The organism is Streptomyces marispadix (assembly GCF_022524345.1).
GTDB lineage: Bacteria > Actinomycetota > Actinomycetes > Streptomycetales > Streptomycetaceae > Streptomyces > Streptomyces marispadix.
Window position 1 is genome coordinate 979,206 of record NZ_JAKWJU010000002.1, and the last position, 26,615, is coordinate 1,005,820.

20 protein-coding genes are annotated in these 26,615 nt (G+C 71.2%); 10 read left to right on the plus strand and 10 right to left on the minus strand.

Annotated elements, in window-relative coordinates:
• Positions 1 to 246 precede the first annotated feature (246 nt).
• The gene (locus tag MMA15_RS04305) at positions 247 to 3,663 is read left to right on the plus strand and encodes a phosphodiester glycosidase family protein (RefSeq protein WP_241057624.1); all 3,417 of its coding nucleotides are present in this window, start codon (positions 247 to 249) and stop codon (positions 3,661 to 3,663) included.
• Between the two features lie 154 nt (positions 3,664 to 3,817).
• Here MMA15_RS04305 and MMA15_RS04310 read toward each other — a convergent pair whose 3' ends face one another.
• The 4 genes from MMA15_RS04310 to uvrB form a co-directional block, all read right to left on the minus strand.
• On the minus strand, positions 3,818 to 4,789 hold the full coding sequence (locus MMA15_RS04310) for a TerC family protein (RefSeq protein WP_241062977.1): 972 nt from the start codon (positions 4,787 to 4,789) through the stop codon (positions 3,818 to 3,820).
• 302 nt (positions 4,790 to 5,091) lie between these two features.
• The gene (locus tag MMA15_RS04315; protein ID WP_241057625.1) at positions 5,092 to 7,104 is read right to left on the minus strand and encodes a TerD family protein; all 2,013 of its coding nucleotides are present in this window, start codon (positions 7,102 to 7,104) and stop codon (positions 5,092 to 5,094) included.
• Positions 7,105 to 7,217: 113 nt separating this feature from the next.
• Positions 7,218 to 7,796 (minus strand): TerD family protein, encoded by a 579-nt coding sequence (locus tag MMA15_RS04320; RefSeq protein ID WP_241057627.1) that lies wholly within the window; start codon positions 7,794 to 7,796, stop codon positions 7,218 to 7,220.
• A gap of 205 nt (positions 7,797 to 8,001) precedes the next feature.
• Complete coding sequence (gene uvrB / locus MMA15_RS04325) at positions 8,002 to 10,131, minus strand: excinuclease ABC subunit UvrB (protein WP_241057628.1); 2,130 nt, start codon at positions 10,129 to 10,131, stop codon at positions 8,002 to 8,004.
• A 159-nt stretch (positions 10,132 to 10,290) separates the two neighbouring features.
• Between uvrB and MMA15_RS04330 the strand changes: the two genes are divergently transcribed.
• From MMA15_RS04330 to MMA15_RS04340, 3 genes are all read left to right on the plus strand, one after another.
• Positions 10,291 to 11,181, plus strand: a complete 891-nt coding sequence (locus MMA15_RS04330; protein WP_241057629.1) for a glycerophosphodiester phosphodiesterase — start codon at positions 10,291 to 10,293, stop codon at positions 11,179 to 11,181.
• 173 nt (positions 11,182 to 11,354) lie between these two features.
• Positions 11,355 to 12,002, plus strand: a complete 648-nt coding sequence (locus MMA15_RS04335) for a methylated-DNA--[protein]-cysteine S-methyltransferase (RefSeq protein ID WP_241057630.1) — start codon at positions 11,355 to 11,357, stop codon at positions 12,000 to 12,002.
• 125 nt (positions 12,003 to 12,127) lie between these two features.
• On the plus strand, positions 12,128 to 13,621 hold the full coding sequence (locus tag MMA15_RS04340) for an MFS transporter (RefSeq protein WP_372498174.1): 1,494 nt from the start codon (positions 12,128 to 12,130) through the stop codon (positions 13,619 to 13,621).
• 133 nt (positions 13,622 to 13,754) lie between these two features.
• Here MMA15_RS04340 and MMA15_RS04345 read toward each other — a convergent pair whose 3' ends face one another.
• The 3 genes from MMA15_RS04345 to MMA15_RS04355 form a co-directional block, all read right to left on the minus strand.
• A complete protein-coding gene (locus MMA15_RS04345; protein ID WP_241062979.1) occupies positions 13,755 to 14,471 on the minus strand; it encodes a PIG-L deacetylase family protein in 717 nt (238 codons plus the stop codon).
• Between the two features lie 85 nt (positions 14,472 to 14,556).
• Positions 14,557 to 15,372, minus strand: coding sequence for an MHYT domain-containing protein (locus MMA15_RS04350; RefSeq protein WP_241057631.1), 816 nt, complete (start codon positions 15,370 to 15,372; stop codon positions 14,557 to 14,559).
• Positions 15,373 to 15,631: 259 nt separating this feature from the next.
• Complete coding sequence (locus tag MMA15_RS04355) at positions 15,632 to 16,096, minus strand: type II toxin-antitoxin system PemK/MazF family toxin (RefSeq protein ID WP_241057632.1); 465 nt, start codon at positions 16,094 to 16,096, stop codon at positions 15,632 to 15,634.
• A gap of 53 nt (positions 16,097 to 16,149) precedes the next feature.
• Here MMA15_RS04355 and MMA15_RS04360 point away from each other — a divergent pair, with 53 nt between their 5' ends.
• Complete coding sequence (locus MMA15_RS04360; protein WP_241057633.1) at positions 16,150 to 16,914, plus strand: type 1 glutamine amidotransferase; 765 nt, start codon at positions 16,150 to 16,152, stop codon at positions 16,912 to 16,914.
• 74 nt (positions 16,915 to 16,988) lie between these two features.
• Here MMA15_RS04360 and MMA15_RS04365 read toward each other — a convergent pair whose 3' ends face one another.
• On the minus strand, positions 16,989 to 17,681 hold the full coding sequence (locus tag MMA15_RS04365) for a nucleoside/nucleotide kinase family protein (RefSeq protein WP_241057635.1): 693 nt from the start codon (positions 17,679 to 17,681) through the stop codon (positions 16,989 to 16,991).
• 220 nt (positions 17,682 to 17,901) lie between these two features.
• Here MMA15_RS04365 and MMA15_RS04370 point away from each other — a divergent pair, with 220 nt between their 5' ends.
• The 5 genes from MMA15_RS04370 (at position 17,902) to MMA15_RS04390 (ending at position 25,300) form a co-directional block, all read left to right on the plus strand.
• On the plus strand, positions 17,902 to 18,213 hold the full coding sequence (locus MMA15_RS04370; RefSeq protein WP_241057636.1) for an acylphosphatase: 312 nt from the start codon (positions 17,902 to 17,904) through the stop codon (positions 18,211 to 18,213).
• Positions 18,210 to 19,061 (plus strand): Mut7-C RNAse domain-containing protein, encoded by an 852-nt coding sequence (locus MMA15_RS04375; protein ID WP_241057637.1) that lies wholly within the window; start codon positions 18,210 to 18,212, stop codon positions 19,059 to 19,061. The genes MMA15_RS04370 and MMA15_RS04375 overlap by 4 nt, the downstream gene beginning before the upstream one ends.
• A 350-nt stretch (positions 19,062 to 19,411) precedes the next feature.
• A complete protein-coding gene (locus MMA15_RS04380) occupies positions 19,412 to 21,040 on the plus strand; it encodes an alpha/beta hydrolase (RefSeq protein WP_241057639.1) in 1,629 nt (542 codons plus the stop codon).
• Positions 21,041 to 21,286: 246 nt separating this feature from the next.
• Entirely contained in the window at positions 21,287 to 24,475 is a 3,189-nt protein-coding gene (locus MMA15_RS04385; protein ID WP_308290502.1) for a DEAD/DEAH box helicase family protein, read from the plus strand.
• A gap of 90 nt (positions 24,476 to 24,565) precedes the next feature.
• A complete protein-coding gene (locus MMA15_RS04390; protein ID WP_241057641.1) occupies positions 24,566 to 25,300 on the plus strand; it encodes a maleylpyruvate isomerase N-terminal domain-containing protein in 735 nt (244 codons plus the stop codon).
• A gap of 66 nt (positions 25,301 to 25,366) precedes the next feature.
• On the opposite strand, the gene MMA15_RS04395 is transcribed toward MMA15_RS04390, so the two are convergent.
• A complete protein-coding gene (locus MMA15_RS04395) occupies positions 25,367 to 26,095 on the minus strand; it encodes a hypothetical protein (protein ID WP_241057642.1) in 729 nt (242 codons plus the stop codon).
• 30 nt (positions 26,096 to 26,125) lie between these two features.
• Entirely contained in the window at positions 26,126 to 26,500 is a 375-nt protein-coding gene (locus tag MMA15_RS04400; RefSeq protein WP_241057643.1) for a tetratricopeptide repeat protein, read from the minus strand.
• Positions 26,501 to 26,615 lie beyond the last annotated feature (115 nt).

The window sequence follows — 26,615 nt, forward strand, 5'->3', positions numbered from 1 at the left end:
TTTGCGGCGCTGTGCGCAAAAGCGTACGCAACAGCCGTGTTCATAGGGGATGTTGTGATACGAGTCAACGTACGCAGAAGAGTCCTCGCCCGGTCGTTGCTCACGGCAGTAACGGCCTTTTCGTTTCTGGCGGCCTTTCAGCCCCCCACACCCACACCAGCGACGACGACACGGACCAGCGCCACACACCTCGCAGCACAGACGGCAGCGGCTGCCGTACCGGCCGGGATACCGGACGGCGACGGCATGGAACTCTCCCGTACCAGCCGCCCCGTCGCACCGGGCACCCGGCTGACGTCCTTTCAGCGACTGGAGTCCGACAAGTGGCTGCGGGCGGACGCTCTGAGCATGAAGCTCGGCAGCGGCAGCAGCGGCGGTGACTCCCGAAGCGAAGCCGGTGAGAGCCGCACGGCCGGAGAGAACAGCGAAACCCACGGGAGCGGCGAGACCCGAGAAAGCAGCAGCGAAGACGGCGAAGCCGACGGCGGCACCCGCGCCGACTACCTCTCCTCCGGTGAGGTCTCGACCCGTAAACCCCTGAGCGAACTGGCCGATTCGTACGACCCGGGAAAGGGCCGCCGTACCGTGGCGGCCTTCAACGCGGACTTCTTCGACATAGACGAGACCGGCGCGCCGCTGGGTCCTGGCATCCGCGACGGGCACGTCACGCACTCCCCCGCCCCCGGCAACTCGGAAGCGCTCGGCTTCGGTCCCGACGCGGCAGGCCGGGTCCTCGGTCTCTACTTCGAGGGCACCCTCACCCTGCCCTCGGGCAAGCAGCCGCTGACCGCGTACAACGCGGCCAACGTCCCCGAGAACGGCGTCGGCGCGTACAACTCCCGCTGGGGCAGCGCCGACCGGGACCTCACCACGGACCGCGACCCCGACTCGACGGAGGTGCGGCTGCGGCAGGGCCGCGTCACGGAGGTGCTGGACGAGCCCGGCAGCGGGCCGATCGCCGACGGCACCACCGTGCTGATCGGGCGTGACGCCGCCGCGAAGTCCCTCGACGCGCTGAAGGCCGGCGACCGCGTATCGCTGGAGTACCACGCCCGTACGGCAGACGGCAGCGCGGCGCCGAGGACCGCGGTCGGCGGCCGGGGCCTGCTGGTCGTCGACGGCCAGGCGCAGAACTGGGAGGGCAGGCCCAACAACGAGGCGGCGCCGCGTACGGCGGTCGGTTTCTCCAAGGACGGCACGACCATGCATGTGATCTCGGTGGACGGACGCCAGGCCGCCTCAGGCGGTGTGACGCTCACCGAACTCGGCCTGATGATGAGGGACTTGGGCGCCTACAACGCGCTCAATCTGGACGGCGGCGGGTCGTCCACCCTTCTCGTACGCGAACCGGGCGCCGAGAAGCCCCAGTTGGAGAACTCGCCGTCGGACGGTGAGGAGCGCGAGGTGCCCAACGGCCTCGCGCTGACGGCCCCTGAGGGCAGCGGGGAGCTGAGGGACTTCTGGGTGGAGACCGCCGCCGATCCGAAGTCCGCGCCCACGGCCGACAACATGCCCGTGGGTCATCCGGAGCGTGTTTTCCCCGGCCTGACACGGAAGTTGACGGCCGCGGGCTACGACGAGTCCTACGGCCCGGCGAAAGGCGACCCGCGCTGGTCGGCCTCCCGTCCCGCCGTCGGGAAGGTGGACGGCAGCGGTGTCTTCCACGCACGCCACGCAGGCTCGACGCGGGTGTCAGCCCGTCAGGGCGAGGCGGACGGGTCGACGCGGCTGTCGGTCGTCGGGGGCCTGTCGCGCATCCAGCCCACACATGAACGGGTGGGCCTCGCCGACGGCGCCGACGAGGGCTCCTTCGGCATCGTCGGCTTCGACGCGGGCGGCACCAGCGCGCCGGTCGATCCGGCCGACGCACGCCTGGAGTACGACAGTTCGCTCTTCTCGGTCTCGCCCGACGACGCCTCCGGCGGCTTCACCGTGAAGGCGAGGCCGCAGGAGTCGGGGTCCGGCATCGTCACCGTCGATGTGCAAGGGCACAAGACGAGGCTCGCCGTCACGGTCGGACTGCACGACGAGAAGACCGCGAGCTTCGACGACGCGGCCGACTGGAAGTTCAGCGCGGCCCGCGCCGAGGGCTCCCTCGCGGCCGATCCGAACGGCCGGGAGGGCATGGGGCTGAGGATGACGTACGACTTCGGCCGCTCCACCGCCACACGCGCCGCGTATGCCACCCCGCCGAAGGAAGTGCCCGTACCGGGGCAGCCGTCGAGCTTCACGATGTGGATCAAGAGCGACGGCAAGGGCGCGTGGCCGTCGCTGCATCTGAAGGACGCGGCCGGAACGGACCAGGTGCTGCGCGGCGAGCATCTCACCGAGGAGGGATGGCAGCAGGTCACCTTCGAGGTCCCGGAGACAGTGACCTATCCGCTTCGGCTGCACCGCTTCTATCTCGCCGAGACCAGGCCCGCCGAACAGTACGCGGGTGAGGTCGTACTGGACGAGCTGACGGCACGCGTGCCGCCCGACGTCGAACTGCCCGAGAGCGCCCGCCCGCACGATCCGCTGATCTCCACGGCGGCCGATGTGGCCGGACGGGACTGGCGGTTCGCGGTGGTATCGGACGCGCAGTTCGTGGCGCGTGACCCGGACAGCGCGGTGGTACGGCAGGCGCGCCGCACCCTGCGGGAGATCCGCGCCGCCCGCCCGGACTTCGTGATCGTCAACGGAGACCTGGTCGACGAGGGCTCGAAGGAGGACCTCCGCTTCGCCCGGCGGGTGCTGGAGGAGGAACTGGGTGACTCGGTCGAGTGGACCTATGTGCCGGGCAATCACGAGGTGATGGGCGGCAGCATCGCCGACTTCACGGCCGAATTCGGCCCGGCGCAGCGCACGTTCGACCACAAGGGCACGCGCTTCGTCACGCTCGACACCTCCTCGCTGACGATCCGGGGCGGGGGCTACGCCCAATTCCAGGAGCTGCGGCGGCAGTTGGACGACGCGGCGGATGATCCGTCCGTCTCCTCGGTGGTCGTCGTAGAGCATGTGCCGCCACGCGATCCGACGGGGCAGCAGGCGAGCCGGCTGACGGACCGGATGGAGGCGGATCTGCTGGAGGACTGGCTGAGCCGCTTCCGCGCCCGCTCGGGGAAGGGCGCCGCCTTCGTGGGATCGCACGTCGGGGTGTTCGACGCGTCCCGTGTCGGCGGCGTCCCGTATCTGGTGAACGGCAACTCCGGGAAGGCGCCCGCGGCACCACCCGGCAGCGGCGGCTTCACCGGCTGGTCACTGCTCGGCGTCGACCAGGGACGTGCGGGCCAGACGAGCGGAGACCAGGCACACGGGGACGCGCGGGGCGGCCGGGACTGGATCGCCGCGCAGACCAGGCCACATGTCGACGCGCTCACGATGCGTGTACCGGACGGGCTGCGGGTGGGCGAGTCGGCACAGGCGTCGGCCACCGTCGTCCAGGGCAGCGGCGAGTCGGCGCGGAAGGTGCCGGTGGGATGGCCCGTCAGCGCGGACTGGTCCGGGTCCGGGAATCTCTGCGTGAAGGGCGGACGGTCCGCCGCCGACGATGTGCGGACGCGCTGTGCGGCTTCGTACGATCCGCGCACCGGTACTCTCACGGCGCACCGGCCCGGGACGGTCACGCTCGCCGTGGAGGTGTCCGGTGAACGGGCGGAGAGGCAGGTGACCATCGCCCGCTGAGCCTCGGCGCGAATCAGTGGTTCGTGCGCCGACATGCCGCCGCCCGGCCGGAGTCGGACAGGCCGGGCGGTCGGCACCGCCTCCCGTAGGGGCGGTCGGGATCAGGACGGACCGTGCCAGGCGGCACCGGGGCGGCACCCGTGGCGGGCACCGCTCAGACGCCGGCGTCCGTCTTCTCGCTCTCCTGCCTGCGGGTGGCGGCGAGGCTTGTGACCGTCGTGATGACGAGCACGGCGCAGATGACGCCCAGCGACACCGGAATGCTGATCTCCGGTACATGCACGCCGGATTCGTGCAGTGCGTGCAGCACGAGCTTGACGCCGATGAAGCCGAGGATGACGGACAGTCCGTACGACAGGTGCACGAGTTTCTTCAGCAGGCCGCCGATGAGGAAGTAGAGCTGGCGCAGCCCCATGAGAGCGAAGGCGTTGGCGGTGAAGACGATGTACGGGTCCTCTGTGAGGCCGAAGATCGCCGGGATGGAGTCCAGCGCGAAGAGGACGTCCGTCGATCCGATGGCCAGCATCACGATCAGCATGGGAGTCATCAGCCGCTTGCCGTTCTCGACGACGAACAGCTTGGTGCCGTGGTACCGGTCGGTGGAGGGGAAGCGGCGCTCGACCGCCTTCAGGAAGCGGTTCTCCTCGTACTCGTCCTCCTCGTGGCCCTGGCGTGCCTCCTGGATGAGCTTCCAGGCCGTCCAGATGAGGAACGCGCCGAAGATGAAGAAGACCCAGGAGAACGCCGAGATCATCGCGGCGCCAGCGGCGATGAAGACGGCTCGCAGCACCAGCGCGATCAGTACGCCGACCATCAGCACCCGCTGCTGATACGCCGCCGGTACCGAGAACTTCGCCATGATGAGGACGAAGACGAAGAGGTTGTCGACACTGAGCGACTTCTCAGTGAGGAACCCGGCGAAGAACTCACCGGACGCCTGAGGCGTGCCGAAGAGCCAAAGCCCCAGCCCGAACGCTCCCGCCAGGGCGATCCAGACGGTCGTCCACACCCCGGCCTCCTTGAGGGAGACCTCGTGCGGCTTGCGGCCGCCGATGAAGAAGTCGACGGCGATCAGGGCGCAGAGACCGACGATCGTCAGTGCCCAAAGGTTCAGGGAGACGTCCATGTACGCATCCTCCGGCTCGCGTGCTCGCATCGGCCGGAGGTCTCCTCCACCTGGCGCACGCCGTCGCACGGTGCGTCCGGGCCGGCGCCCCGGGACCGGTCGGGTCCGGTCCGTATTGACGGGCACGCCGCGTGGAAGTCGGGAGTACTCCCCTCCGCTCAAGGAAGCGTAAAGCAGTACCAAATAAACGTAAAGAAGCGCTGTTCAGGGGGCCTCGGTCTCGTACCGGCTCAGGTCCGGGTGCGGGGTCGGGGGCAGATCGGGGGCAGAGGGATATGTGGTCGGAAGTCAGGGAGCGGGGCTCAGGGGCGTCGTGCGGAGGCGACCTGGCTCAGCACCTGCGTCAGCACTCGGCTGCCGTGCGGCACCAACGGAGGCTCATACGTCCAGTGATGACCGACCCAGGGATCGGCCAGGTGATCGTCCGGAACGGGCGTGATCCGCAGCAGCGCACGCCACAGCGGTGAGAGCACGGGCCCGTAGGCGGCGGCGTCCTCGCGGTCGGCGACCATCATCAGATGGACGCCGGATGACGGCCCCTCATCGGCGATATAGCGAAGCTGTGTGACGGCGCGGTCGTCGAACCCATGAGGGAAGTCATGGACGACCAGGAGCTGTTCGGCGGTGTCGAGGTCGGGCGGCAGCGAGTCGACCGCTCCGCTGCGGACCGCCATCTGCACCAAGTCGACGCGGCGGGTGAGCTGTTCGAGCACGGTGGTCACTCCTGCCGCGCCCGCGGCAGGCGGCCCCGGCAGTACGCCGCTGTCGATGAGCGGCGCCAGCGCCGCCGACGCGGAACCGGCCGGGTCGATCACATGGAGCGTGAAGTCGCCCGGCGGGTGCACCGCGACGAGCCGCGCGGCCACGGCCGTCGCGGTCTCCGCGGCGAGGCGGCGCAGTTCGTCGGAGGTTATGACCGAGCCGGCGGCCGTGCCCGCTCCGGAGGAACCGCCCGTACCGTGACCTCCGCTGTCGATCCACAGGCCGCGCTCCAGCGGAAGCCGCACCAGCATCGGGATCCGCAGCCCGGCGCTCTCGGGGAGGCCGAGGTCGCCGAGGCGCATCGCCATCGGTGTCTGGTCGGGCGGGCGGTAGCCGTGCCATACGGGGTTGTCCCAGCGGGCGTACGCGGCCGGGAGCGCGGGCTCGACCACGTCGGATTCCGCGTGCAGTTGACCGAGGTCGCGTTCGAGTACCTCGCGGGCCTGCTCGACGAGCCTCACCTGCTTGGTGCGTGCCTCGGCGCGTGCGGCGTCCGCGGCGGGGCCGACGCGGGTGCGCGGGTCGGAGAGGACCTTGTCCAGCTCCTGCTCCATGCGGGACTCGGCGAAGTCGACCGCGGAGCGATAGGCCGCGACCGTACGGGCCAGGTCCTCGAACATGTCCCAGACCTGGTTGTAGAGCCGCTCGTCCATGGTCCAGCCGTTGGCGTCCCCGGCGACCGGCACATGGGGGCCCGCCGCCTTCCCGGGGGAGGGCGGGGGCACGGACGGGCCGGACGACCCGGACGCGGGCGTGGGTGAGGGAGCCGCCGGGCCGCCCGCGACCGGGCCCGGACCGGTCTCCGCGGAAGAGGACGCCGTCTGGGAAGGGGGTGAAGGTGGCGGCGCGGAGGCTCGGTTGGGATGCTGGTAGCTGATGCGGCCGTCGCTCGGGGCGGCCGTGCCCGCGCCACCGTCGGCGGCGCCTCTGGCACCGCCGACGGTGGCTTCGCGGGACCGCTCGCCGTCCTTGCGCGGCGGAGGCACGGCGACGGACCTGGCCCTGCCCGCCGCGACCGCCTCGTTGATCGTCGCCGCCAACTCCTGTGCGTGGGGCAGACCTTGGTCCGCGAGCATCGCGGCGAGCCCGCCCGCGTACCCCTGTCCGACCGCGCGTACCTTCCAGGCGCCCTGCCGTCGGTACAGCTCGACGGCGAGTACGGCGGACTCCGCGTCGAGCCCGGTGAGCGTGCAGTTCGCGATGCCCTCGCCGTCGAGCCCGGTCAGGGTGACGAACGGGGCCGCCAACTCGCCGAAGCGGGTGGGCTCTCCGTCCCCCGAGGGCAGGGCGAGCAGCACGTTGAGGCGGTGCGCGTCCTCGGGAAGGGCGTCGAGGTCGACGGCGAGACGGTGTTCGGCCGCGGCCTGGCGGGACACCTCAAGACCGGGAAGCTGCGGCCGGGCGGGGTGAGCTATCCATCTCTCCTCGCGCATCCTGCCGTCCTGGTCGTTGAGCGTGGCTCCGGCGATGACCGGTCGCTCGACCGACACCCGGATCTCCAGCCGGGACCCCGGCAAGGGGTGGTTCTGCCCCCGTACCAGCTCGGCCGTCATTACGTCCCCCTTCTCGCTGCCGGCGACGACCGCCACTGCGTCGTGTCAACGCCCCTGCGGCGAGCCTGCCGTTCGCCGCGTCGTCCGCCGTGTGTCCGTGCCGCCCTCGGGCGTCACAGGTGCGGCACCATCGCGGGCATCAGGTCCTGGAAGGTACGGCCGTTGGTCGGCGCCCCCACTGCCGTCATCTGCCAGCCCTTGCCCTGCCGGTGCACCTTGGCCATGATCTGCGCGGTGTACTGGCCGCCGCCGGTCAGCGTGTAGCGCGCCAGTTCCTGCCCGTTGGTCTCGTCCACCAGTCGGCAGAAGGCGTTCTCCACCTCTGCGAAGGTCTGCCCCGTGAAGGAGTTGACCGTGAAGACGATCTGGTCGATGTGCACGGGCACACGCTGTAGATCCACCATGATCGCCTCGTCGTCGCCGCCCTCGCCCGCGCCGCCGACGAGGTTGTCGCCGGTGTGCTTGACGGAGCCGTCGTCGCTGACGAGGTGACGGAAGAAGACCACGTCGACCGGCTGCTTGTCCGCGAACAGCACCGCGGACGCGTCGAGGTCGATCTCCTTGCTGCGCTTGCCGAACAGCCCCCGGCGCGGGGCGGCCTTCCAGCCGAGCCCCATCCGCACGGCCGACAAACTGCCGCCGTCCTCCTTCTGAAGACTGATGGCCTGCCCCTTGGACAAGTTCACCGACACGTGCCTACCCCTCTCGACTTTCTCTGCCATCCGCTCGGCGATGGCGGTCACGCTCCGACCCTACGCATGCACGCGAAGCACCCGGTCAGGGCGTACGGCTTTGTGTCGCTCTTGCAACATCGAGGGCCGCGCACCCGTACCCGTGTACGCTCCGCGCCCGCACGCTCGCCCCCTCGGGCCGCTCCCAACAGGGCCTCCGCGGCGCCTACTTGAGCCCTGCCTCCCTCATCTGCCGCAGCTCCTTCTTCAGCTCCGACACCTCGTCGCGCAGCCGGGCGGCCACCTCGAACTGGAGCTCCGCCGCCGCGGCACGCATCCGCTCGGTCATCTCCTCGATGGTCTCCGCCAGTTCGCTCGCGGGACGGTCGGTGAGGACCTCGGCGCCGCGCTCCTTGCGGCCCGCGGACTTCGCCGGCGTGGGTGCCTTGCCCTTGGCCGTACGGTCGGCGCCGCCCCGTCGCTCCTGGCGGTAACCGGAGCCGAGAAGCTGCTCGGTGTCGATGTCCTCGCGTGCGATGTCGGCGACGATGTCCCCGATCTTCTTGCGCAGGGGCTCCGGGTCGATGCCGTGCTCCTTGTTGTACGCGATCTGCTTCTCGCGGCGGCGGTTCGTCTCCTCGATCGCCTTCTCCATCGCCGGGGTCGCCTTGTCCGCGTACATATGGACCTGGCCGGAGACGTTGCGCGCGGCACGCCCGATCGTCTGGATCAACGACGTACCGGAGCGCAGGAAGCCCTCCTTGTCGGCGTCGAGGATCGCGACGAGGGAGACCTCGGGCAGGTCGAGCCCCTCACGCAGCAGGTTGATGCCGACCAGCACGTCGAACTCGCCGGAGCGCAGCTCCCGCAGCAGCTCGATGCGGCGCAACGTGTCCACGTCGCTGTGCAGATAGCGGACCTGGATGCCCAACTCCAGGAAGTACTCGGTGAGATCCTCCGCCATCTTCTTGGTGAGGGTCGTCACGAGCACCCGCTCGTCCTTCTCCGCACGCATGCGGATCTCGTGCACCAGATCGTCGATCTGACCCTCGGTGGACTTGACCACCACCTCCGGGTCGACGAGGCCCGTGGGGCGGATCACCTGCTCCACATGGCCGTCGCTGCGCGAGAGTTCATACGCCCCCGGCGTCGCCGAGAGATAGACGGTCTGGCCGATGCGCTCCTGGAACTCCTCCCACTTCAGCGGCCTGTTGTCGATCGCGGACGGCAGCCGGAAGCCGTGCTCGACCAGGGTGCGCTTGCGGGAGATGTCGCCCTCGAACATCGCGCCGATCTGCGGAACCGTCTGGTGCGACTCGTCGATGACGAGCAGGAAGTCGTCGGGGAAGAAGTCGAGCAGGGTGTGCGGCGCGGTGCCCGGGTCGCGGCCGTCGATGTGCCGCGAGTAGTTCTCGATGCCCGAGCAGGTGCCGATCTGGCGCATCATCTCGATGTCGTAGGTGGTGCGCATCCTCAGCCGCTGCGCCTCCAGCAGCTTCCCCTGCTTCTCCAGCGAGGCGAGCTGCTCCTCCAGCTCGCTCTCGATTCCGGCGATGGCGCGCTCCATGCGCTCCGGACCGGCCACGTAGTGCGAGGCGGGGAAGACGTAGAGCTGCTCGTCGTCGGAGATCACCTCTCCGGTGAGGGGGTGGAGGGTGGAGAGCGCCTCGATCTCGTCGCCGAACATCTCGATGCGGACGGCCAGTTCCTCATAGACCGGGAAGATCTCGATCGTGTCGCCCCGCACGCGGAAGGTGCCGCGCGTGAAAGCCATGTCGTTGCGCGTGTACTGAACGTCGACGAAGCGACGCAGCAGTTCGTCCCGGTCCGTCTCCTGTCCGACCTTGAGCGGCACCATGCGGTCGACGTACTCCTGGGGGGTGCCCAGACCGTAGATGCAGGAGACCGACGCTACGACGACCACGTCGCGCCGGGTCAGCAGCGAGTTGGTGGAGCTGTGCCGCAGCCGCTCGACCTCCTCGTTGATGGAGGAGTCCTTCTCGATGTAGGTGTCCGTCTGCGGGACGTACGCCTCCGGCTGGTAGTAGTCGTAGTACGAGACGAAGTACTCCACCGCATTGTTCGGCAGGAGTTCACGGAACTCGTTCGCGAGCTGGGCGGCCAGCGTCTTGTTCGGCGCCATCACCAGCGTCGGCCGCTGGAGCTTCTCGATCATCCAGGCCGTCGTCGCCGATTTGCCCGTGCCCGTCGCTCCGAGCAGCACGACGTCCTTCTCGCCCCCGCTGACGCGCTGCGCCAGCTCGGCGATCGCGGTGGGCTGGTCACCGCTGGGCTGATACGGGCTGACGACCTCGAAAGGCGCCACCGTGCGTTCGATCTGAGTCTCGGGCCGCATGCTGCCAACCGTACGACTCGCCACTGACAACGAGCCCGCCGGAAGAGGCCCAGGCGTCGCGCCCCGTTCACACCCAAGACACTCCGCTTCTGCTTCCGTGTATCGCACAACGGGAAGCCTCTAGCCGACAGTGTCCGCACGACCGCGAGGAGTCCCCGTATGTCGATGCGCCGTGCAGTAGCCGCCGCTACCGGTGTGCTCCTGGGTATGTCCGCTCTCACACTGACCGCCTCCCCGGCCTACGCGGCCGACAGCCAGGACACCACGAGCGACGGCGCACCCGTCGTCGTCGCCCACCGCGGAGCTTCCGGTTACGCGCCGGAGAACACGCTCGCGGCAGTCCGCAAGGCCGACAAGCTCGGCATCGACTGGGTCGAGAACGACGTACAGCGCACCAAGGACGGCGAACTCGTCGTCATGCACGACACCACGCTCGCGCGCACGACCAACGTCGAGAAGCTCTACCCGGACCGCTCGCCGTGGAACGTCTCCGACTTCACGGCGAAGGAGATCGCCCGCCTGGACGCCGGAAGCTGGTTCAGCGACGCCTACGCGGGTGAGAAGGTCCCCACCCTCGAGCAGTACCTGCGGCAGATCAACAAGAGCGGACAGAAGCTGCTGCTCGAACTGAAGTCCCCGCAGCTGTATCCCGGCATCGAACTGCAGACGCTCGGGGAGCTGCGGAGCGAGGGCTGGGCGGACCGGGCGCATCTGAAGGACAAGCTCATCATCCAGAGCTTCGACGCCAACTCCGTCAAAACGACGCACACTCTCAACGGCAGCGTGAAGACAGGGTTCCTGGGCAATCCGAAGGTCTCGGAACTGGCCTCGTACGCGAAGTTCACCGACCAGATCAACCCCACGCACTCGGCGGTGACCAAGGACTACGTCGACGCGGTGCACTCGCACAAGGGCGTCCGCGGGGAGCGGATGGAAGTCCTCACCTGGACCGTGAACGACGCCTCGACGGCGCGCACCGTGGCCAAGGCCGGGGTCGACGGCATCATCAGCAACTTCCCGGACGTGGTACGGGACGCCACGGGCGGCTGAGGCGGCCGAGGCTTCCGGGTCGCGGGGATCCACCGGCACGGCTTGCCGTGCCGGGTCCGCGGGGACGTCGCACAAGGACGGCAGGCACCGGCACCGCTCCTCCGCGCCGGCGCTGCTCCCCGTCCCGGACCGTCCCAGACCGCGTTGTCAGAGGGTGCCTCTATGGTTCCCGCATGAGTGAGACGACGGCGAGCACCACGGCCCGCACCTGCGCATGGACGGTGCGGGGCACCCCTGTCGGGCCCCTGCTGCTCGCCGCCACCGAAGAGGGCCTGGTCCACGTCGTCTTCCACGCCGACGACGTCACGGCGGACCGGGCCCTCGCGCGGCTCTCGGGGCGGCTCGGGGCGCGGACGGTCCGTGTGGACGAGCCCGCCGGTCCAGGGCGCGGGCCCGGAAAGGCGCCTGCGGGGGCGGTCGGCGAGGCGCCGTCGGCAGCGACAGTGCCGGAGGGCGCCGGGCGCGTTCTCGCCGCCGCCGTTGCGGAGCTGGACTCGTACTTCCGCGGTGAGCTGCGCGAGTTCACCGTTCCGCTGGACTGGACGCTCTCCGGCGGCTTCCACGAGAAGGTGCTTCGGGCGCTGCTCGCGTCCGTGCCATACGGAGCGACCGCGGGCTATCAGGATCTCGCCGTCAGGGTGGGCGAACCGGGGGCGGCGAGGGCGGTCGGGATGGCCATGGGCTCCAATCCGCTGCCGGTCGTCGTGCCGTGCCACCGGATCGTCGAAAGCGACGGCGGGCTGGGCGGGTTCGGCGGTGGCCGGGAGACGAAGCGCACGCTGCTCGCCCTTGAGGGGCTGCTGCCGGAGCCGCTGTTCTGATGGCCGTGCAGCGTGGGCGTACACCGCGAGAAGCGCGTATCTCCCGTCCGGGCCGCTTCGGCGCCCTGCGGACGGGGCGCGAAACCCCGTGGGCGGGTGCGCGGAAGGCTGGCAGACTGCGGGCCGTGACCGACACCGACAACAGCGCGGACGCTGCTGACAGAGCTGATGACAGAGCCGCCGGCACGTCCACGGCAGCCGTCCGTGGCGCCGCGCTTCCCCAGGGGGCCGAGCTGGCGCGGATACGGCGACGTACCTCCGTGGTGCTTGTCGCCGGTCAGATGCTCGGCGGTCTGGGGGTGGCCACGGCCGTGACGCTGGCGGCCGTGCTGGCGAAGGAGATCAGCGGCTCGGAGGCGCTGTCCGGCCTCGCCTCGACCTCGTCCGTCATCGGTACGGCGCTGCTGTCCCTGCCGCTGGCGTCGCTGATGGCGGCGCGCGGGAGACGGGCCGGGCTGACGGTCGCGTATCTCATCGGGGCTGCGGGCGGCGCGGTCGTCGTAGCCGGTGCCGTGCTGGGGAACTTTCCGCTGCTGCTGGCGGGCATGACGGCCTTCGGCGCCTCCAGTTCGGCCAACCTCCAGGCCAGATACGCCGCCGCCGACCTCGCCGAACCGGGGCAGCGGGCCCGTGCGATCTCCCTGGTCGTATGGGCGACGACGGTCGGCGCGGTACTCGGGCCGAACATCGCTGCCCCCGCCGGGGACACGGTCACCGGACTGGGGATACCGGCGACGGCGGGTGCGTTCGTCTGGGGCTCGGCGGTCTTCCTCGTCACGGGAGTCCTCATACATCTGCTGCTGCGACCCGACCCGCTGCTCACGGCACGCGCTCTCGCCGAGGCGGGGGAAGCGGAGCAGGGGTCCGTCGACGCGGGACGCGAGGTGACTCCCGCCGAGGCCGGGGGCCCGGCAGAGGCCGCGGTCGCCGACGCACCGCGCGACGGGGCGAGTTCGGGAACCGCGGGGGCCGCCGGTCGTACGGCGGAGACCGGGAAGGGCCACACCGGCAGTGCGGAGCGTTCGCTGCGCGCCGGGTTCGCCGCCGTCGCCGCCTCCTCGCGGGCGCGGCTGGCGCTGGTGACGATCGCGACCGCGCACACCGCCATGGTCTCGATCATGGTGATGACGCCCGTCGACCTCGGTCACCACGGTGCGGGCATCGAGCTGATCGGGCTGGTGATCAGCGCCCACATCGTCGGCATGTACGCGTTCTCGCCGCTGATGGGCTGGCTCGCCGACCGCTTCGGACGGCACGCCGTCATCCTGCTCTCCGCCGCGCTGATCTGCTGTGCCGCGGCCTTCGCGGGCACCGCCGGCGGCCACCATGTCCAGTCCGGGATCGGGCTCTTCCTTCTCGGGCTCGGCTGGTCGGCCGGGCTGGTCTCCGGTTCGGCGCTGCTGACCGACTCGGTGCCGCAGCCTGCCCGTGCCGCCGTACAGGGCCTGTCCGACCTGACGATGAACGCGGCGGCCGGTGCCGGTGGCGCCCTGTCCGGAGTCGTCGTATCGACGGCCGGATACGGGGCGTTGAGTGCGCTGGCGGCGATATCGCTGCTGCCGGTGGTGGGGCTCGCTCTCATCGGTCTGGTGCGTCCCGGCGCCACGACGCCGCCCTGAGCCGGCCTACGCGGTGCGCGTGCTCCATACGCCGATACGCCGGGCGCCGGGCGTATGGGCCGCTAAGGCGTGGGCCGCCAAGGCGCAGTGCAGCGCGACACCGGGCGCCCGCCGCCCCGCCCGCCCGTCGAAGTCACCGTGGATACAACTCGAAGGCCACGCACTGACGCCCGCCGAACCGCTCCGCTCCCAGCCCCACGGCCCATTCGGTGAACGAACGCGCATAGCTCTCGACGGGATCGTCGCTGAGGGCCGCGATATACGCGCGGTGCTCGGAGAGCGACGCGACAGCACGGTCCACCGCCTCCTCCCCCACGGCCACGGCGTGCGTCGCGTCCGGCGAACCGGCGACGGCCACCCAGCGCACCCCGTCCCACGTTCCGTCCCCGCCGGGGACCAACTGCTCGGGAAAGATCCAGCGGTTGCCCGCGTCCCCGGCCGCGTCGAGGACGGCACGGCCCACGGCACGGTGGTCCGGGGTGTTCCACAGCCTGGGGCCCCAGGTCTCCCGGTGGTTGATCGTGAGGAGGAGTTCCGGGCGCCACCTTCGTACGGCGGCGGCGATGTCCCGGCGCAGCGGCACCCCCTCCTCGATCACTCCGTCCCGGTGGCCGAGGAACTCCACCGCGGTCACGCCGACCTTGCCGGCGCTCGCGTGCTGCTCCGCCTCGCGTACCCGGGCGCACTCTCCCGGTTCCAGGCCGTCGATGCCTGCCTCTCCACGCGTGACCATGACGTAGGCGACCTGCTTGCCTGCCGCGGTCCATTCCGCGACCGCCGCCGCCGCGCCGTACTCCATGTCGTCGGGATGTGCGACCACGGCGAGTGCGCGCTCCCAGTCGTCGGGCATCGCCGCCAGTCGGTCGTCGGGGCTCGGGGCCACCGCGGTTCACCTGCCTTCCGGCTCGGCTGCCCGAGGGTCTCTCGCCTCCGGGTCAGCGGCGTTCGAAGGGGACCCACTCCAGCTTCTCGCCGGTCCCTTCCCCGGGACGTGTTCCCCACTGCTGCCGGCCGTCCCGTTCCATCATCGGATCGAGGCTGACGAACAGCGTGATGAGCAGCAGCACCAGCACCGGTCCGACCAGTACGGGAGTGAGCGTGCCCAGCGACGAGCTGCCCACGGCACCGTCGTCGCTGAACAGCCGTACCGACATCCCGGCCATGCCGGTGTAGTGCATCCCGATGAAGCCGAGCGCCATGGTCAGCGCTGCCGTGAGGGAGGCGCCCATGTGCCCCACCCGCGTCGCGACCCACAGCGCGGCCGACGTCACCACGACGGCCAGGGCCGCGGCGATCGCCATGATCCTGGAGTCGTAGCGGACCGCGCCCGCCACGCGCATGCCCATCATTCCCATGTAGTGCGTGGAGGCGACGCCCAGTCCGAGCACCAGTCCCCCGCCGAGCACCGCGAGCCAGGCGTGCCTGCGACCTGAGACCAGGAACAGCGCGAGGGCGGAGACGACGACGGCCAGCAGCAGGACCCCGTACGTCGTCAGCATGTCGTAGCCGATCGGCGCCTCGCCGACGCTGAAGCCGATCATCGCCACGAAGTGCATGGTGAAGATCCCGATGCCGATGGCGACGGACCCTATGGCCAACCACGCGGCACGCCCCCGGGCTTGGCCGCCCGAGGCCCGCATCGCACATCTCAGCCCGACACCACAGCCCAGGCAGGCGACGCCGTACGCCAGCAAGGGCGTGACCGGTCCGTACGTCAGAAACTCCGGCTGGACCGCGGCGGTACGGAACATCGTCCGTCACCCCCATCAGGAAGCGGTGAGTGCATGGCCACAGGACCGTCACATGGGCAACACACGTGCGGAGGACTCATGCTAGGACGCGCCGGGGAGACGTGCGCGCGATTCGTTGAAGCTTGAGGCAACCGTTTGCGGTCGCGTCGAGCGGCGCCCGAGCAGCGCCGGATTGCCTCCGGTCCGCCCCCAACGCCCGCCCCGCCTCCGTCAGTTCACGCCGAACGTTCGCCGCGGGCCGGTGTTCACAGCGGGCAGCTCAGCGCCAGCCGTATATCTGCTGGAGCCGGTGAACGACGCGGTTGAACCGGGCACGGTCCAGGGCGCACGCCTCGCGCCGCATCCCGTCCGGATGAATCCGCAGCACCCGCTCCGTACCCACCCACGACTCACGCCCGCTGCGGTCCCAGGGGCCGGACCCCAGCGGCAGCCAGTCACGCTCCCCGTCGTGTTCCCGCGAGCTCAACTGGACGCCCAGCAGCGTGCCTTGGCGCTCCCGCGCCACGATCAGCACCGGCCGGTCCTTGCCCCTGCCGTCGTCCTCCTCGTACGGGACCCACGTCCATACGATCTCGCCCGGGTCCGGGTCGCCGTCCGGGGCGGGGGCGTAGGCCGTGCGCACCCTGCCGACCTTGCGCGGCTCGACCTCCTCGGTCGCCGAAGGGCCGCTGCTGCCGGGCCCGCCGAGTGCACCGCCGTGAGTCACGTTGCTTGAATGGTTCATGCCGGGAACCTATCGCCGTCCCGGAACGGACGTACGACGGAAGGCGGGCAGGCATGGCAGCGGATGCTCCCGGACGGACCCTGGTGGTGCAGAACACCCCGGGCGGAGGGCCGGGCCGTCTCGGTGACTGGCTGCGGGAGCAGGGCCTCGCGCTGGAGGTCGTGCACGCCTACGACGGCGGCCGGCTGCCGGAGACGCTGCACGCCCACCGGGGGCTGCTCGTCCTCGGGGGCGGCTATATGCCCGACGCCGACGACCGGGCGCCATGGCTCGCCCCCGTACGAGGGCTGGTGCGTCAGGCGCTGGAGTCGTCGGTGCCGATGCTCGGGGTCTGTCTCGGCGCGCAGCTTCTCGCGTACGTCGCCGGAGGCACCGTACGGGCGGCACACGGGCTGCCGGAGTCGGGCAGCACCGAAGTGACGCTGCGGCCCGAGGCGTTGGACGATCCGCTCTTCGGCGGGCTGCCGTCCCGGGTGAAGGCGGTGGAGCACCGCGTCGACGCGATCACCCGGCTTCCCGGGGACGCACACTGGCTGGCTCGCAGCGAGCGCTGTCCCGTACAGGCGTTCCGCGTAGGGGAGTCGGCGTGGGGAGTGCAGTTCCACCCCGAGGCGACGGCCGAGACCGTACGGGGCTGGGACGCCGACGCGTTGCGCGAACAGGGCTTCGACCGGGACGAGTTGGTGCGTACGGCCGAAGCGGACGAGGCGGAGTCCGCACGGAACTGGCACGGCCTCGCGTGCCGTTTCGCATCCGTCGTCGCGGCGGGCGGCCGGGCGGAGCGGGGGCCGGGTGCGCCGGAGAGCGTGCCCGGGTGAGGGCGACGCCCGGCTGACGGGCCGGGGCCAGAGGGCGGGGCGCAAGGCACGCGGCGCCCGTCCCGTGTCCGCTGTCAGTCGCGCCCCGGAAGGCCGCTCCAGGCCGGGCGCTGCGGCCTGTCGGAGCGTACGAAGACGTCGGCGGCCTGCTGCGGGGCGACTTCGTCCTCGTAACGCTCGTAAGCGGGCAGCTTCCAGTGCTCCTCGTAGGGGGTCAGCCGCTCCAGCGCGCTCGCGGAGAGCCCGAGATGGACCGTCAGATCGAAGGGGAACCACTTCCCCAGCAGGAACGGCCCGTGGAGCAACAGCACGCCGCCCGCCGGGAGTTGCACGTACGGGCTGCGGGTGGGCCGGTCCTCGGTGGGGGCGCGCAGGTCGGGCAGCACCCTGCCGTCCCCGCCGGGGTCGAGCGGCGCGAAGACCTCACGCCACAGGGCCTGGGTGTCGTACCAGAGGTCGTAGTACGCGTCGGGGTCCTGCTTGCCGAACTCGAAGCGCAGGGAGTCCGCCCGCAGGAATCCGTCGGTGCCGACGACGAGGGCGGGCATGCCGCGCAGGCGCACGGCATCGGCCAGTCGCTCCGCGAGCGCCCCGGGTTCGGCGGGCGGCGCACCGTCGACGGCGACGCGCAGCCACTGGGCGCGGTCGTCGTCCTGGGCGGCCGGGGCGGATGCCGGAGGGCCGGTGAGTTGCCCGGCGAGGTCTGCGGCGAGATGGTCCGCGAGCTGCCGGGTGAGGAGTTCCCATGTGATCGGTTCGAGGCGCACACCCCCATCGTGACCGCATGGCGCGGCCTCACCGCCAGGTGCCGGGCCCCGTACGGCACGGCGGCGCGACGGAGGCCGCAAGCGCTTCCCGGGCGCCCGGGGGCTGCCGCGCGGGCGCCGCCGCCCGGCCCGCTCGGGTGGTTCGCCGGTCGGCGATGTCCCTATCCTTGGGAGTGATCCACCGGCGTCGACAGGATGTTCCACCGGAGGTGTCCGGCCGATGTACCGCAAGCGTGTGATCGTCTCCGGCGGTGTGCAGGGCGTGTTCTTCCGCGACACCTGCTGTGCGACGGCCTCCGCACAGGGCGTGAAGGGCTGGGTCCGCAACCTCCCCGACGGCACGGTCGAGGCCGTCTTCGAAGGCGAGACGGGCGCCGTCGAGCAGCTCGTCGACTGGGCGCACGAGGGCCCGCCGACCGCCAGCGTCGAGCACGTGGAGGTCTACGAGGAGGAGCCGGAGGGGCTCGGCTCCTTCGACGTCCGTTCCACTCCGTCCACCGCCGACGCCCCTCCCCGGTCCGACAGACCGTGACGCGGGGGCACATCCGGCTCCGCTTCGACGACGGTCTGCGCTTCTTCCTCGCCGCGCGGCACCGCCGCCCCGGCGGCACGTCGGTGCCGTACGACGGTACGTCGACGCTCGGCCATGTCGTGCAGTCGCTGGGCGTACCGCTGACGGAGGTCGGCGAGCTGCGGGTGCACGGGCCGGAGGCGGACGCCGGTGCGGGGACGGACCGGCGCCTTGTCTGCCCCTCCTACCGCCCGCGCGACGGCGAGACCGCAGACGTCGCAACTGCCGCCCGCCCGCAGCCGGTTCCCGGGCCGGGCCCGCCGCGTTTCCTGCTCGACGTGCATCTGGGCGCGCTGGCGCGGCGGCTTCGGCTGATGGGCCTCGACGCCGAGTACGGCAACGACGCCGCCGACGAGGAGCTGGTCGCCGAGGCCAACGCCGGGCGCCGGGTACTGCTCACCCAGGACCGGGGCCTGCTGCTGCGCCGGGCGCTGTGGCTCGGTGCGTATGTGCGCGGCGCCCGCCCGGATCGCCAACTCCTCGACGTGCTCGACCGGTTCGCGCCGCCCCTGGAGCCGTGGACACGCTGCATGGCCTGCAACGGGACGCTCGCCCCCGTTGCCAAGTCCGAGATCGCCGAACTGCTGAGGCCGGGCACGCGGCGTACCTATGACACGTTCGTGCGCTGCCGCTCCTGTTCCCGGCTCTACTGGCGGGGCGCGCACAGCGGCAGGCTGGAGTCCCTGGTGGCGGACGCGTGCGAGGCGGCCGGGGCTACGGGAACGAGCGGGATGAGCGGGACGGTCGGCGGCGTCGAGGCCACCGGGGACTCCGCCGACGGCGCCGGGCGGGGCCGCCGCGAACCGTAGAGCCGTAGGGCGAAGGACCGTGGAGTCGTAAGGCGAAGGACCGTGGCGCCATGCGGTCGAAGCCCAGAGCCGTAGCGCCGTGGAGCAGTCGTACGGCGGCCGCAGAGCGTTAACCGGCATAAGCCGCAAAGCAGTGCGACGGTGCGTGCGGGAGGCTCAACACGCCTGCCGGACAGGCCAGTTGGCACCCCTGGTCGCGGCCCGCCATACGCCTCCACGACCCCGTCCGCTGCGTTACAGGTCACAGCAGCGGCATATTTTGCTCGGAAGCATCCCCAGTGGGGCCCCTGTGCTGCACGATGCGGTATGGCCGCGTCAGGTGCGGCCTTTGACTCTCCACTGGAGCTCGGATGAAAAGACGCGTGATTGCCGTATACGGCGGCGCCGCGGTCGTACTGGCCGGACTGATCACAGCCATACCGGTGGCTGCGAACGCCGGAGCAACGGACGACGGGGGCACGTCGAAGACCGCGGCAGGCAAGCTGAGATGGAAGGACTGCGCCACCGAGGACTACCCGGACTTGCAGTGCTCCACGGTCAGCGTGCCGCTCGACCACAGCAAGCCCGACGGCAAGAAGATCAAGATCGCACTCTCGCGTGTTCAGCACACCGCGGACAAGTCGCAGGGGCCGCTGCTGGTCAACCCCGGCGGCCCCGGGGGCAGCGGGCTGACTCTCGCGGGCTTCGTCGCCAAGTCGCTGCCGAAGAAGGTCGCGTCGCAGTACGACGTGATCGGTTTCGACCCTCGCGGAGTCGGCAAGAGTGAGCCGGCGCTCGACTGCAAGCCCGGCCACTTCGACCCGGTACGGCCGGACACCGTGCCGACCAGCAAGAAGGACGAGCTGGCAAACGTCAAGCGTGCCAAGGACTTCGCGGCGGCCTGCGGCAAGAAGCACGGCGATCTGCTGAAGCACATCAACACGGTCGACGCGGTCAAGGACATGGACCGCATCCGCGCCGCCCTCGGCGCGAAGAAGATCAACTACTTCGGCTACTCGTACGGCACCTACCTCGGCGCCGTCTACGGCAAGCTCTTCCCGGACCGGGTGCGCCGCGCGGTGCTCGACAGCATCGTCAACCCCGACGGCGTCTGGTACGAGGACAACATCGACCAGGACTACGCCTTCGACGGGCGCCAGAAGGCGTTCGCGGCGTGGGTCGCCAAGCACGACGCCGACTACAAGCTCGGCAAGGACCCGGCCGCCGTCGAGGAGGCCTGGTACAAGATGCGCGCCGCCGTGGCGAAGAAGCCCGCGGGCGGCAAGGTCGGCGCCTCCGAACTCGAGGACACCTTCATCCCCGGCGGCTACTTCAACGGCTACTGGCCCGATCTGGCCGCCGCCTTCGCAGCGTTCGTCAACGACAAGGACACCGCTCCGCTCGTCGACGCGTTCGAGGCGATGGGCGCCGTCGACGCCGAGGGCGACAACGGCTACAGCATCTACACCTCGGTGCAGTGCCGTGACGTGGCCTGGCCGCGCGACTGGGACACCTGGCACCGCGACACCGAGAAGGTGTACAAGAAGGCACCCTTCATGGCCTGGAACAACGCCTGGTACAACGCTCCTTGCGCGTTCTGGCCGGTCGGGTCCCAGAAGCCGGTGGACGTCGCCAACAAGAAGCTTCCGCCGGTGCTGCTCTTCCAGGCCACCGACGACGCCGCCACTCCGTACGAGGGCGGCATCGTGATGCACCGCAAGCTGCGTGATTCGAGCCTCGTCGTGGAAGAGGGCGGCGGCAACCACGGCATCACGCTGAGCGGCAGCAAGTGCCTGGACGGCCACCTCGCCGACTACCTCGCCACGGGCAAGGTGCCGAAGGCGAAGGGCGGCGGTGACGCCGACGCCACCTGCAAGGCGCTGCCCGAACCGAAGCCGCTGAGCCCGGAGGACGCCAAGTCGGCCGTGCCCGCGCCGTACGGCTCGGACAGCACCGCCGACGGCGGCGCCCTGCTGCACCACCTGCTCGGCGACCGCTGAGAACAGACGGCCGGGGGCCGGTCGCGGTGCGCACCCACGGATGCCGCCGCGGCGGTCCCGGCCGTGCCTTCGGGCATCTGAAGTACGGGCGGACGGCGGGCGGTTGAGGCCCGCCGCCCGCCCGGGCCTACGGTACGGATGTGAATCACCTCGCCGAGTCGATGAGCCTGCTGCGCCCTCCGTACGAGCTGCGCAAGCACCAGCGGGACGCGCTGGAACGGCTGGCGAGAGCGATGGGCGGCGACCGTGCGGCGGAGAGCGGGGTCGCCATGCGGCGGCTCGTCCGATGGCACCGGCGGCACGCACGTCGCCCACCGGCAGGGCACCCACTCGCACGGCACCCGCCCGGACGCCTCCCACCCGTACGTCTCCCAGAGAGGCGCGGAACGCCGTCAGGCCCGCGCCTGGGTGGTGTTGCCACCCGGCATGGGAAAGACGCTGACCGGGCTGGAGGCCGCGCGGAGACTCGGCGACCCGGTCGTCGTCCTCACCCCCAACACGGCGATCCAGGGACAGTGGCTGCGCGAGTGGGAGGCGTTCGTCCCGGGTGACGAGGGGGAAGGGGCGGTCTCCTCTGGCGCCGACGGGGCGAGCGGGCGGGCCTCCCACGCGAGTGCCTCCCCGGCGGGCGCCTTCCCTGCGAGCGACGCCCACGTGCCCGCGAGCACGGACCGCGCCCTCGACTCCCCCGTCACCGTGCTCACTTACCAGTCCCTCGCCTCCTTCGACCCCGACACCGAGGTCGACGAGGAGGGCAGTGAGCACAGCCCCGGCCGTGCCGCGCCTCCGCGCACGGCGGCAGCGGGCGCGGCAGCAGGAGGGGCAGCGGACGGGGCAGCAGGCGCGACGGCAGGCAGACGGAGGCATCTGCACAGGCTCCGCCCGCAGGGCAGGGAACTCGTCGAAGCGCTGCGCCGCACCGGGAAGTTCACGCTTCTCCTCGACGAGTGCCACCATCTCCTCGACACCTGGGGCGAGTTGCTCGCCGAACTCCTGGACGAGATTCCCGACGCCACCGTCATCGGCCTCACCGCCACACCCCCGGACCGGCTCTCGCCCGCCCAGGCCGAGCTGGTCGCCGAGCTCTTCGGCCCGGCAGTGCAGGGCCCGTCGATCCCCGCAGCCGTACGGGAGGGACACCTCGCCCCGTACGCCGAGCTGTGCTGGCTGACCTCCCCCACACCCGTGGAGACCGACTGGCTCTCCGGTGAGGCGGAGCGGTTCAGGGAGCTGACGACCGGCCTGCTCGACCCGGAGTTCACCGCCTCACGTCCCTTTCTCGGCTGGCTCGACGAGCGCTTCGTGAACCGCGCGGGCCCGGACGGGACACGTCTGCCCTGGTCGAAGCTGGCCCGCGACCGTCCCGAACTCGCCGCCGCGGCCCTGCGGTTCCACCACAGCGGGCTGCTCGCCCTGCCCGACGGTGCACGCCCGCGCGAGGAGCACCGCCGCGCGCCCGGCGCCGACGACTGGGTGACGCTGCTCGACGACTGGGTACGTCACTGTCTGCGCCGCAGCGGTTCGCCCCGCGACGCCGAGGTGCTGGAGACGCTGAGAGCCGCCCTGCCGTCCGTGGGCCACCAGCTCACGGCACGAGGCATCCGCGCGGGACGCTCCCCGGTGGACCGGGTGCTGGCGCGCAGCGCCGCCAAGCCCCTTGCGGTACGGGAGATCCTCGCGGCGGAGGACGCGGCACTCGGCGAAGAGCTGCGCGCGGTCGTCGTCTGCGACCACGAGCGCGCGACGGCGACCTTGCCCGGACGGCTGACGGGCGTGCTGGAAGCGCAGGCCGGATCGGCGGTCCTGGTGCTGGAGGAGCTGGTCGGCGATCCCCGTACGGCCGCGCTGGACCCGGTACTGGTGACGGGCCGCACGGTGGCCGCGTCACGGGAGACGGCGGAGCGTCTGCTGGCGTACTGCCGGGCGGCGGGACCGCCCGTATCCCAACTGGAGCTGGGCATCGAGCCGTTGCGGGCCGGGGACGAGGCTGGGCACGAGGCCGGGGACCAGGCTGGGCACGGGGACGGTGCGGGGCGGCGCGAGGACGACGAGCGGGATCGCGGCGCGGGCACAGGCGGAGGCGTCGGCGCAGGTACCGCCGTGCGCGTCGTGGGACCGCCCGGCTGGAACAGCCGGACCTGGGTCGCGCTCGTCACCCGCTTCTTCGAACGGGGCGGCAGCCGCGTACTCATCGGCACACGCGGCATGCTCGGCGAAGGCTGGGACGCCCGCCGCGTCAACACGCTCATCGACCTCACCGAGGCGACGACACCCACCGCCGTCGTCCAGACCCGCGGCCGCGCCCTCCGGCTCGACCCGGAACATCCCCTCAAGGTCGCCAACACCTGGTCGGTGGTGTGCGTCGCGGAGGCTCATCCGCGCGGCGACCGCGACTGGGGCCGCTTCGTACGCAAGCACGACGGCTATCTCGGGCTGACCGACGCGGGCGAGGTCATGGTCGGCGTCCCCCACGTCCATCCGGAGCTGTCCCCCTACGCGCCGCCTCCCGCCCGGGAGTTCGACCGTTTCAACGCCGCGATGCTTCAGCGTGCCGCCGCCCGTGACGAGGTCCGCGAACGCTGGCGCATCGGCGAACCGTACGCGGACGAGCTGATCCACACCGTCCGTGTGACCGTTCCGCGTACAACAGCGGTCGGCGCGGCGGCAGTCGACCTTTCCGCCGGCCCATCTCCGTCTGCGGTCCGGGTGCCTTCGGCGGTGCCCGCCGCCTGCGGCATCCATCCCGTACGGCAGCGCAGCGGTGCGGCACGCTCCCATACGGCCGTCACCGCCGCGGCGTTGACGGGCGGCACCCTCGCCACGGCCGCTCCGGTGGCCGCCGCGCTTCCATGGCCGACGGTCACGGCGGCTGGGGGCCTCGTGGCGTGCGCCGCGTACGCCATGGGCCGCACCGCCGTGGTACGCCGCCGTCTGGAGGCGGTGGCGGAGGCTCCGGCACTGCTGCACATCGCTTGGGCCACGGCTGACGCGCTGTTCAACTCCCGGCTGGTGCCGCGCGGTTCGGAGGGCGTCTCGTTCGCCCCCGACGAGACAGGCGCCTACCGCGTGGAGCTGGACGGCGTGCCGAGGGAGGCGTCCGCGCTCTTCGCCGACGCCTTGGACGAGGTGATCTCCCCACTGGCGTACCCGCGTTATGTGATTCCCCGCCATATCCTTCCGGCCCCCACCGCGGGCGCGGCGTTCCGTGCGCTGTGCCGCAGGCCGGCGGCGAACGCGGTCGTCCACCACGCCGTGCCCGCCTCGCTCGGCGAGAACCGCCGCCTTGCCCGCATATTCGCCGCCGCATGGAACACCTACGTCAGCACCGGCACGCCGCTCTACACCCGCAGCCCCGAAGGAGCGGGCGTCCTCGCGGCACAGGCGGGCGGCTCCCCGCTGGAGGTCACGACGGCGATGCGCATGACGTGGCAGTGAGCGGAACGGGGCCCGACCCAGCCCCAAGCGCCGGGACTTCGCCGGAAAACCGGGACGCGCCGAGCGGGACGGCGTTGGTAGGTTCCCGTCATGCCGGACCACGCCGGGCCTGCCCGGATCTCAGAGGTGACCGCCGAAGACGTGCACGAGGCAGTGCGGCTGGCCGTCACCGCCCTGCGCGAAGGGATCGAAGCGGACTGGAGCGTCAAGGCGGGCTCACTGGAGTGGGACTGCTGGGACACCGTCGAGCACCTGGCCGACGACCTGTTCGCCTATGCCGCCCAACTCACCCCGGACAATCCGCCGTCGGCCGACGACATCCCCTTCCGCTACACACAGCGGCGCGAAGTCAGCCCGTACAACGCCGTGTTCGCGGACCGCGACTCCGGCCCTGCCGGGCTGCTGCGCGTTCTGGAGGCGTGCGGTGCGCTGCTGGTCGCCATGGTGCGTACGGCGCCGCCCGGTCTGCGGGCCTGGCACCCGTTCGGGGTCGCCGATCCGGAAGGCTTCGCGGCGATGGGCGTCGTGGAGACGCTCGTCCACGCGCACGACGTCGCCCAGGGCGTCGGCGTCTCCTGGAGCCCGCCGGAGGACATGTGCGAGCGGGTGCTCAAGCGCCTCTTCCCCGATGTCGAGCCCGACGACGCGGCACCATGGCAGGTCCTGCTGTGGGCCACGGGCCGCACCGGGCTCCCGGGCCGCCCCCGCCGTACATCCTGGCGCTGGTACGGCGCGCCGCCCGGTCAGCCGGAGGACACCGAGACCCCCGCAGCCGTCCCCTCAGCCGCCGAACCGCCCGGTACGACTCACGTACCCCCGCCGTGAGTCGACTCGCACCCGGAAGACCGGAGACCAGCGGACCGGAGACCAGCGGACCGAGGAACGGCCCCCTCAGAGCACCCACATCATGTACAGGCACACCGCGATCCCCGCCGCCCCGCTGAGGAAGAGATACTTCATCACCATCGCGGCCCGCGTACCGCGGATGCGCGCGCCCACGGCGAACGCCTGCTCCCTGCCGGGGAAGATGCCGGTCACGGCGAAGGGCACTCCGAGGGCGGCGACGATCCAGCCGAGGAAGAACAGCGCGTTCCACCGCCAGATCTCGCGGAAGCCGACGGGCAGGAAACCGTTCGCCGACTGCTGGACCTCTGTCTTCTGGCCCTGCCGCAGCTCGCGGCTGATCTTCGCGTCGGGCACGGGGCGCGAGCCGTCATCCGGACGGAACTTCCCCGAACAGACCGTCTGGTCGCTGCTGTTGCGGCTGCCCTGCTCGACCCAGCAGCTCTCGACGGTCACGGTGCCGCCGCGTCCCGCGAGGCCCGCGGCGTGCGCCGCGTTGTAGACGGAGAAGCACACACAGACGAGTGCGCCGAGGAAGAACACCGCCCCGAAGGCCCGGCCCTTCCAGCTCGCGCCCGGCGTCGAGGCGTAGGGGCTGGTGCGGCCCAGTTCGGGGTCCGCGCCGGAAGGCCCGGAGGGTCCGCTTCCAGGCGCCCTGCTTCCGAAGACTCCCCGTCGTCCGGCACCCGCCATGCTCTCCCCCTGCCGCCGCTGCACGCTGCCCCACCGCGGACCGATCGGGACGCTCTCCACGCGGGGCCTGATCACGGCCGCCACGCGCGGACAGCACACCCTAGCGGGAGCGTGTCAGGACGAACGCGGAGGGTCGAAGTCCGCTGCCTCCACGAAATCCGGCCGCGGGTCCAGCGCCGCCGCCAGCCGGAAGTGGCGTCGTGCCTCGTCCTTACGGTCGGCGCGCTGAAGCGTACGGGCCAGCGCGAAGTGCGCGAACGCGTTGTCCGGTTCACGCTCCAGCACGGTCTGGAACTCCATCTCCGCGGGCCGCAGTTGGGCGCCCAGAAAGAAAGCGCGTGCGCGCAGCAGCCGCGCCGCCGTGTTCTCGGGGTGTGCCGCGACCACCGTGTCGAGCAGCTTCAACGCACCACGCGGATCGCGGGCGTTGAGCAGTTGCTCGGCAGCGCGGAACTCGATGACCAGGGTCTCAGGGGTGGCCTCGGACACGGTGCCTGCCTCCTCACCGACGCCGGTGTGACAGTTGCGGTGCACAGGTACGGTGCACAGGCGCGGGAACGCCTCGTCCCCGGTAGCTATTCCCTGTCGCAACCGCAGGCACTCC

Excerpts from the sequence above, each read along its gene's own strand:
- MMA15_RS04335 (WP_241057630.1), top strand. The coding sequence starts at position 11,355 with ATGAGTGAGACGACGGCGAGCACCACGGCCCGCACCTGCGCATGGACG.
- MMA15_RS04370 (WP_241057636.1), top strand. The coding sequence starts at position 17,902 with ATGTACCGCAAGCGTGTGATCGTCTCCGGCGGTGTGCAGGGCGTGTTC.
- MMA15_RS04390 (WP_241057641.1), top strand. The coding sequence starts at position 24,566 with ATGCCGGACCACGCCGGGCCTGCCCGGATCTCAGAGGTGACCGCCGAA.
- MMA15_RS04355 (WP_241057632.1), bottom strand. The coding sequence starts at position 16,096 with ATGAACCATTCAAGCAACGTGACTCACGGCGGTGCACTCGGCGGGCCC.
- MMA15_RS04345 (WP_241062979.1), bottom strand. The coding sequence starts at position 14,471 with ATGCCCGACGACTGGGAGCGCGCACTCGCCGTGGTCGCACATCCCGAC.
- MMA15_RS04315 (WP_241057625.1), bottom strand. The coding sequence starts at position 7,104 with ATGACGGCCGAGCTGGTACGGGGGCAGAACCACCCCTTGCCGGGGTCC.
- MMA15_RS04310 (WP_241062977.1), bottom strand. The coding sequence starts at position 4,789 with ATGGACGTCTCCCTGAACCTTTGGGCACTGACGATCGTCGGTCTCTGC.
- MMA15_RS04305 (WP_241057624.1), top strand. The coding sequence starts at position 247 with ATGGAACTCTCCCGTACCAGCCGCCCCGTCGCACCGGGCACCCGGCTG.
- uvrB (WP_241057628.1), bottom strand. The coding sequence starts at position 10,131 with ATGCGGCCCGAGACTCAGATCGAACGCACGGTGGCGCCTTTCGAGGTC.
- MMA15_RS04330 (WP_241057629.1), top strand. The coding sequence starts at position 10,291 with ATGTCGATGCGCCGTGCAGTAGCCGCCGCTACCGGTGTGCTCCTGGGT.
- MMA15_RS04360 (WP_241057633.1), top strand. The coding sequence starts at position 16,150 with ATGGCAGCGGATGCTCCCGGACGGACCCTGGTGGTGCAGAACACCCCG.
- MMA15_RS04380 (WP_241057639.1), top strand. The coding sequence starts at position 19,412 with ATGAAAAGACGCGTGATTGCCGTATACGGCGGCGCCGCGGTCGTACTG.
- MMA15_RS04350 (WP_241057631.1), bottom strand. The coding sequence starts at position 15,372 with ATGTTCCGTACCGCCGCGGTCCAGCCGGAGTTTCTGACGTACGGACCG.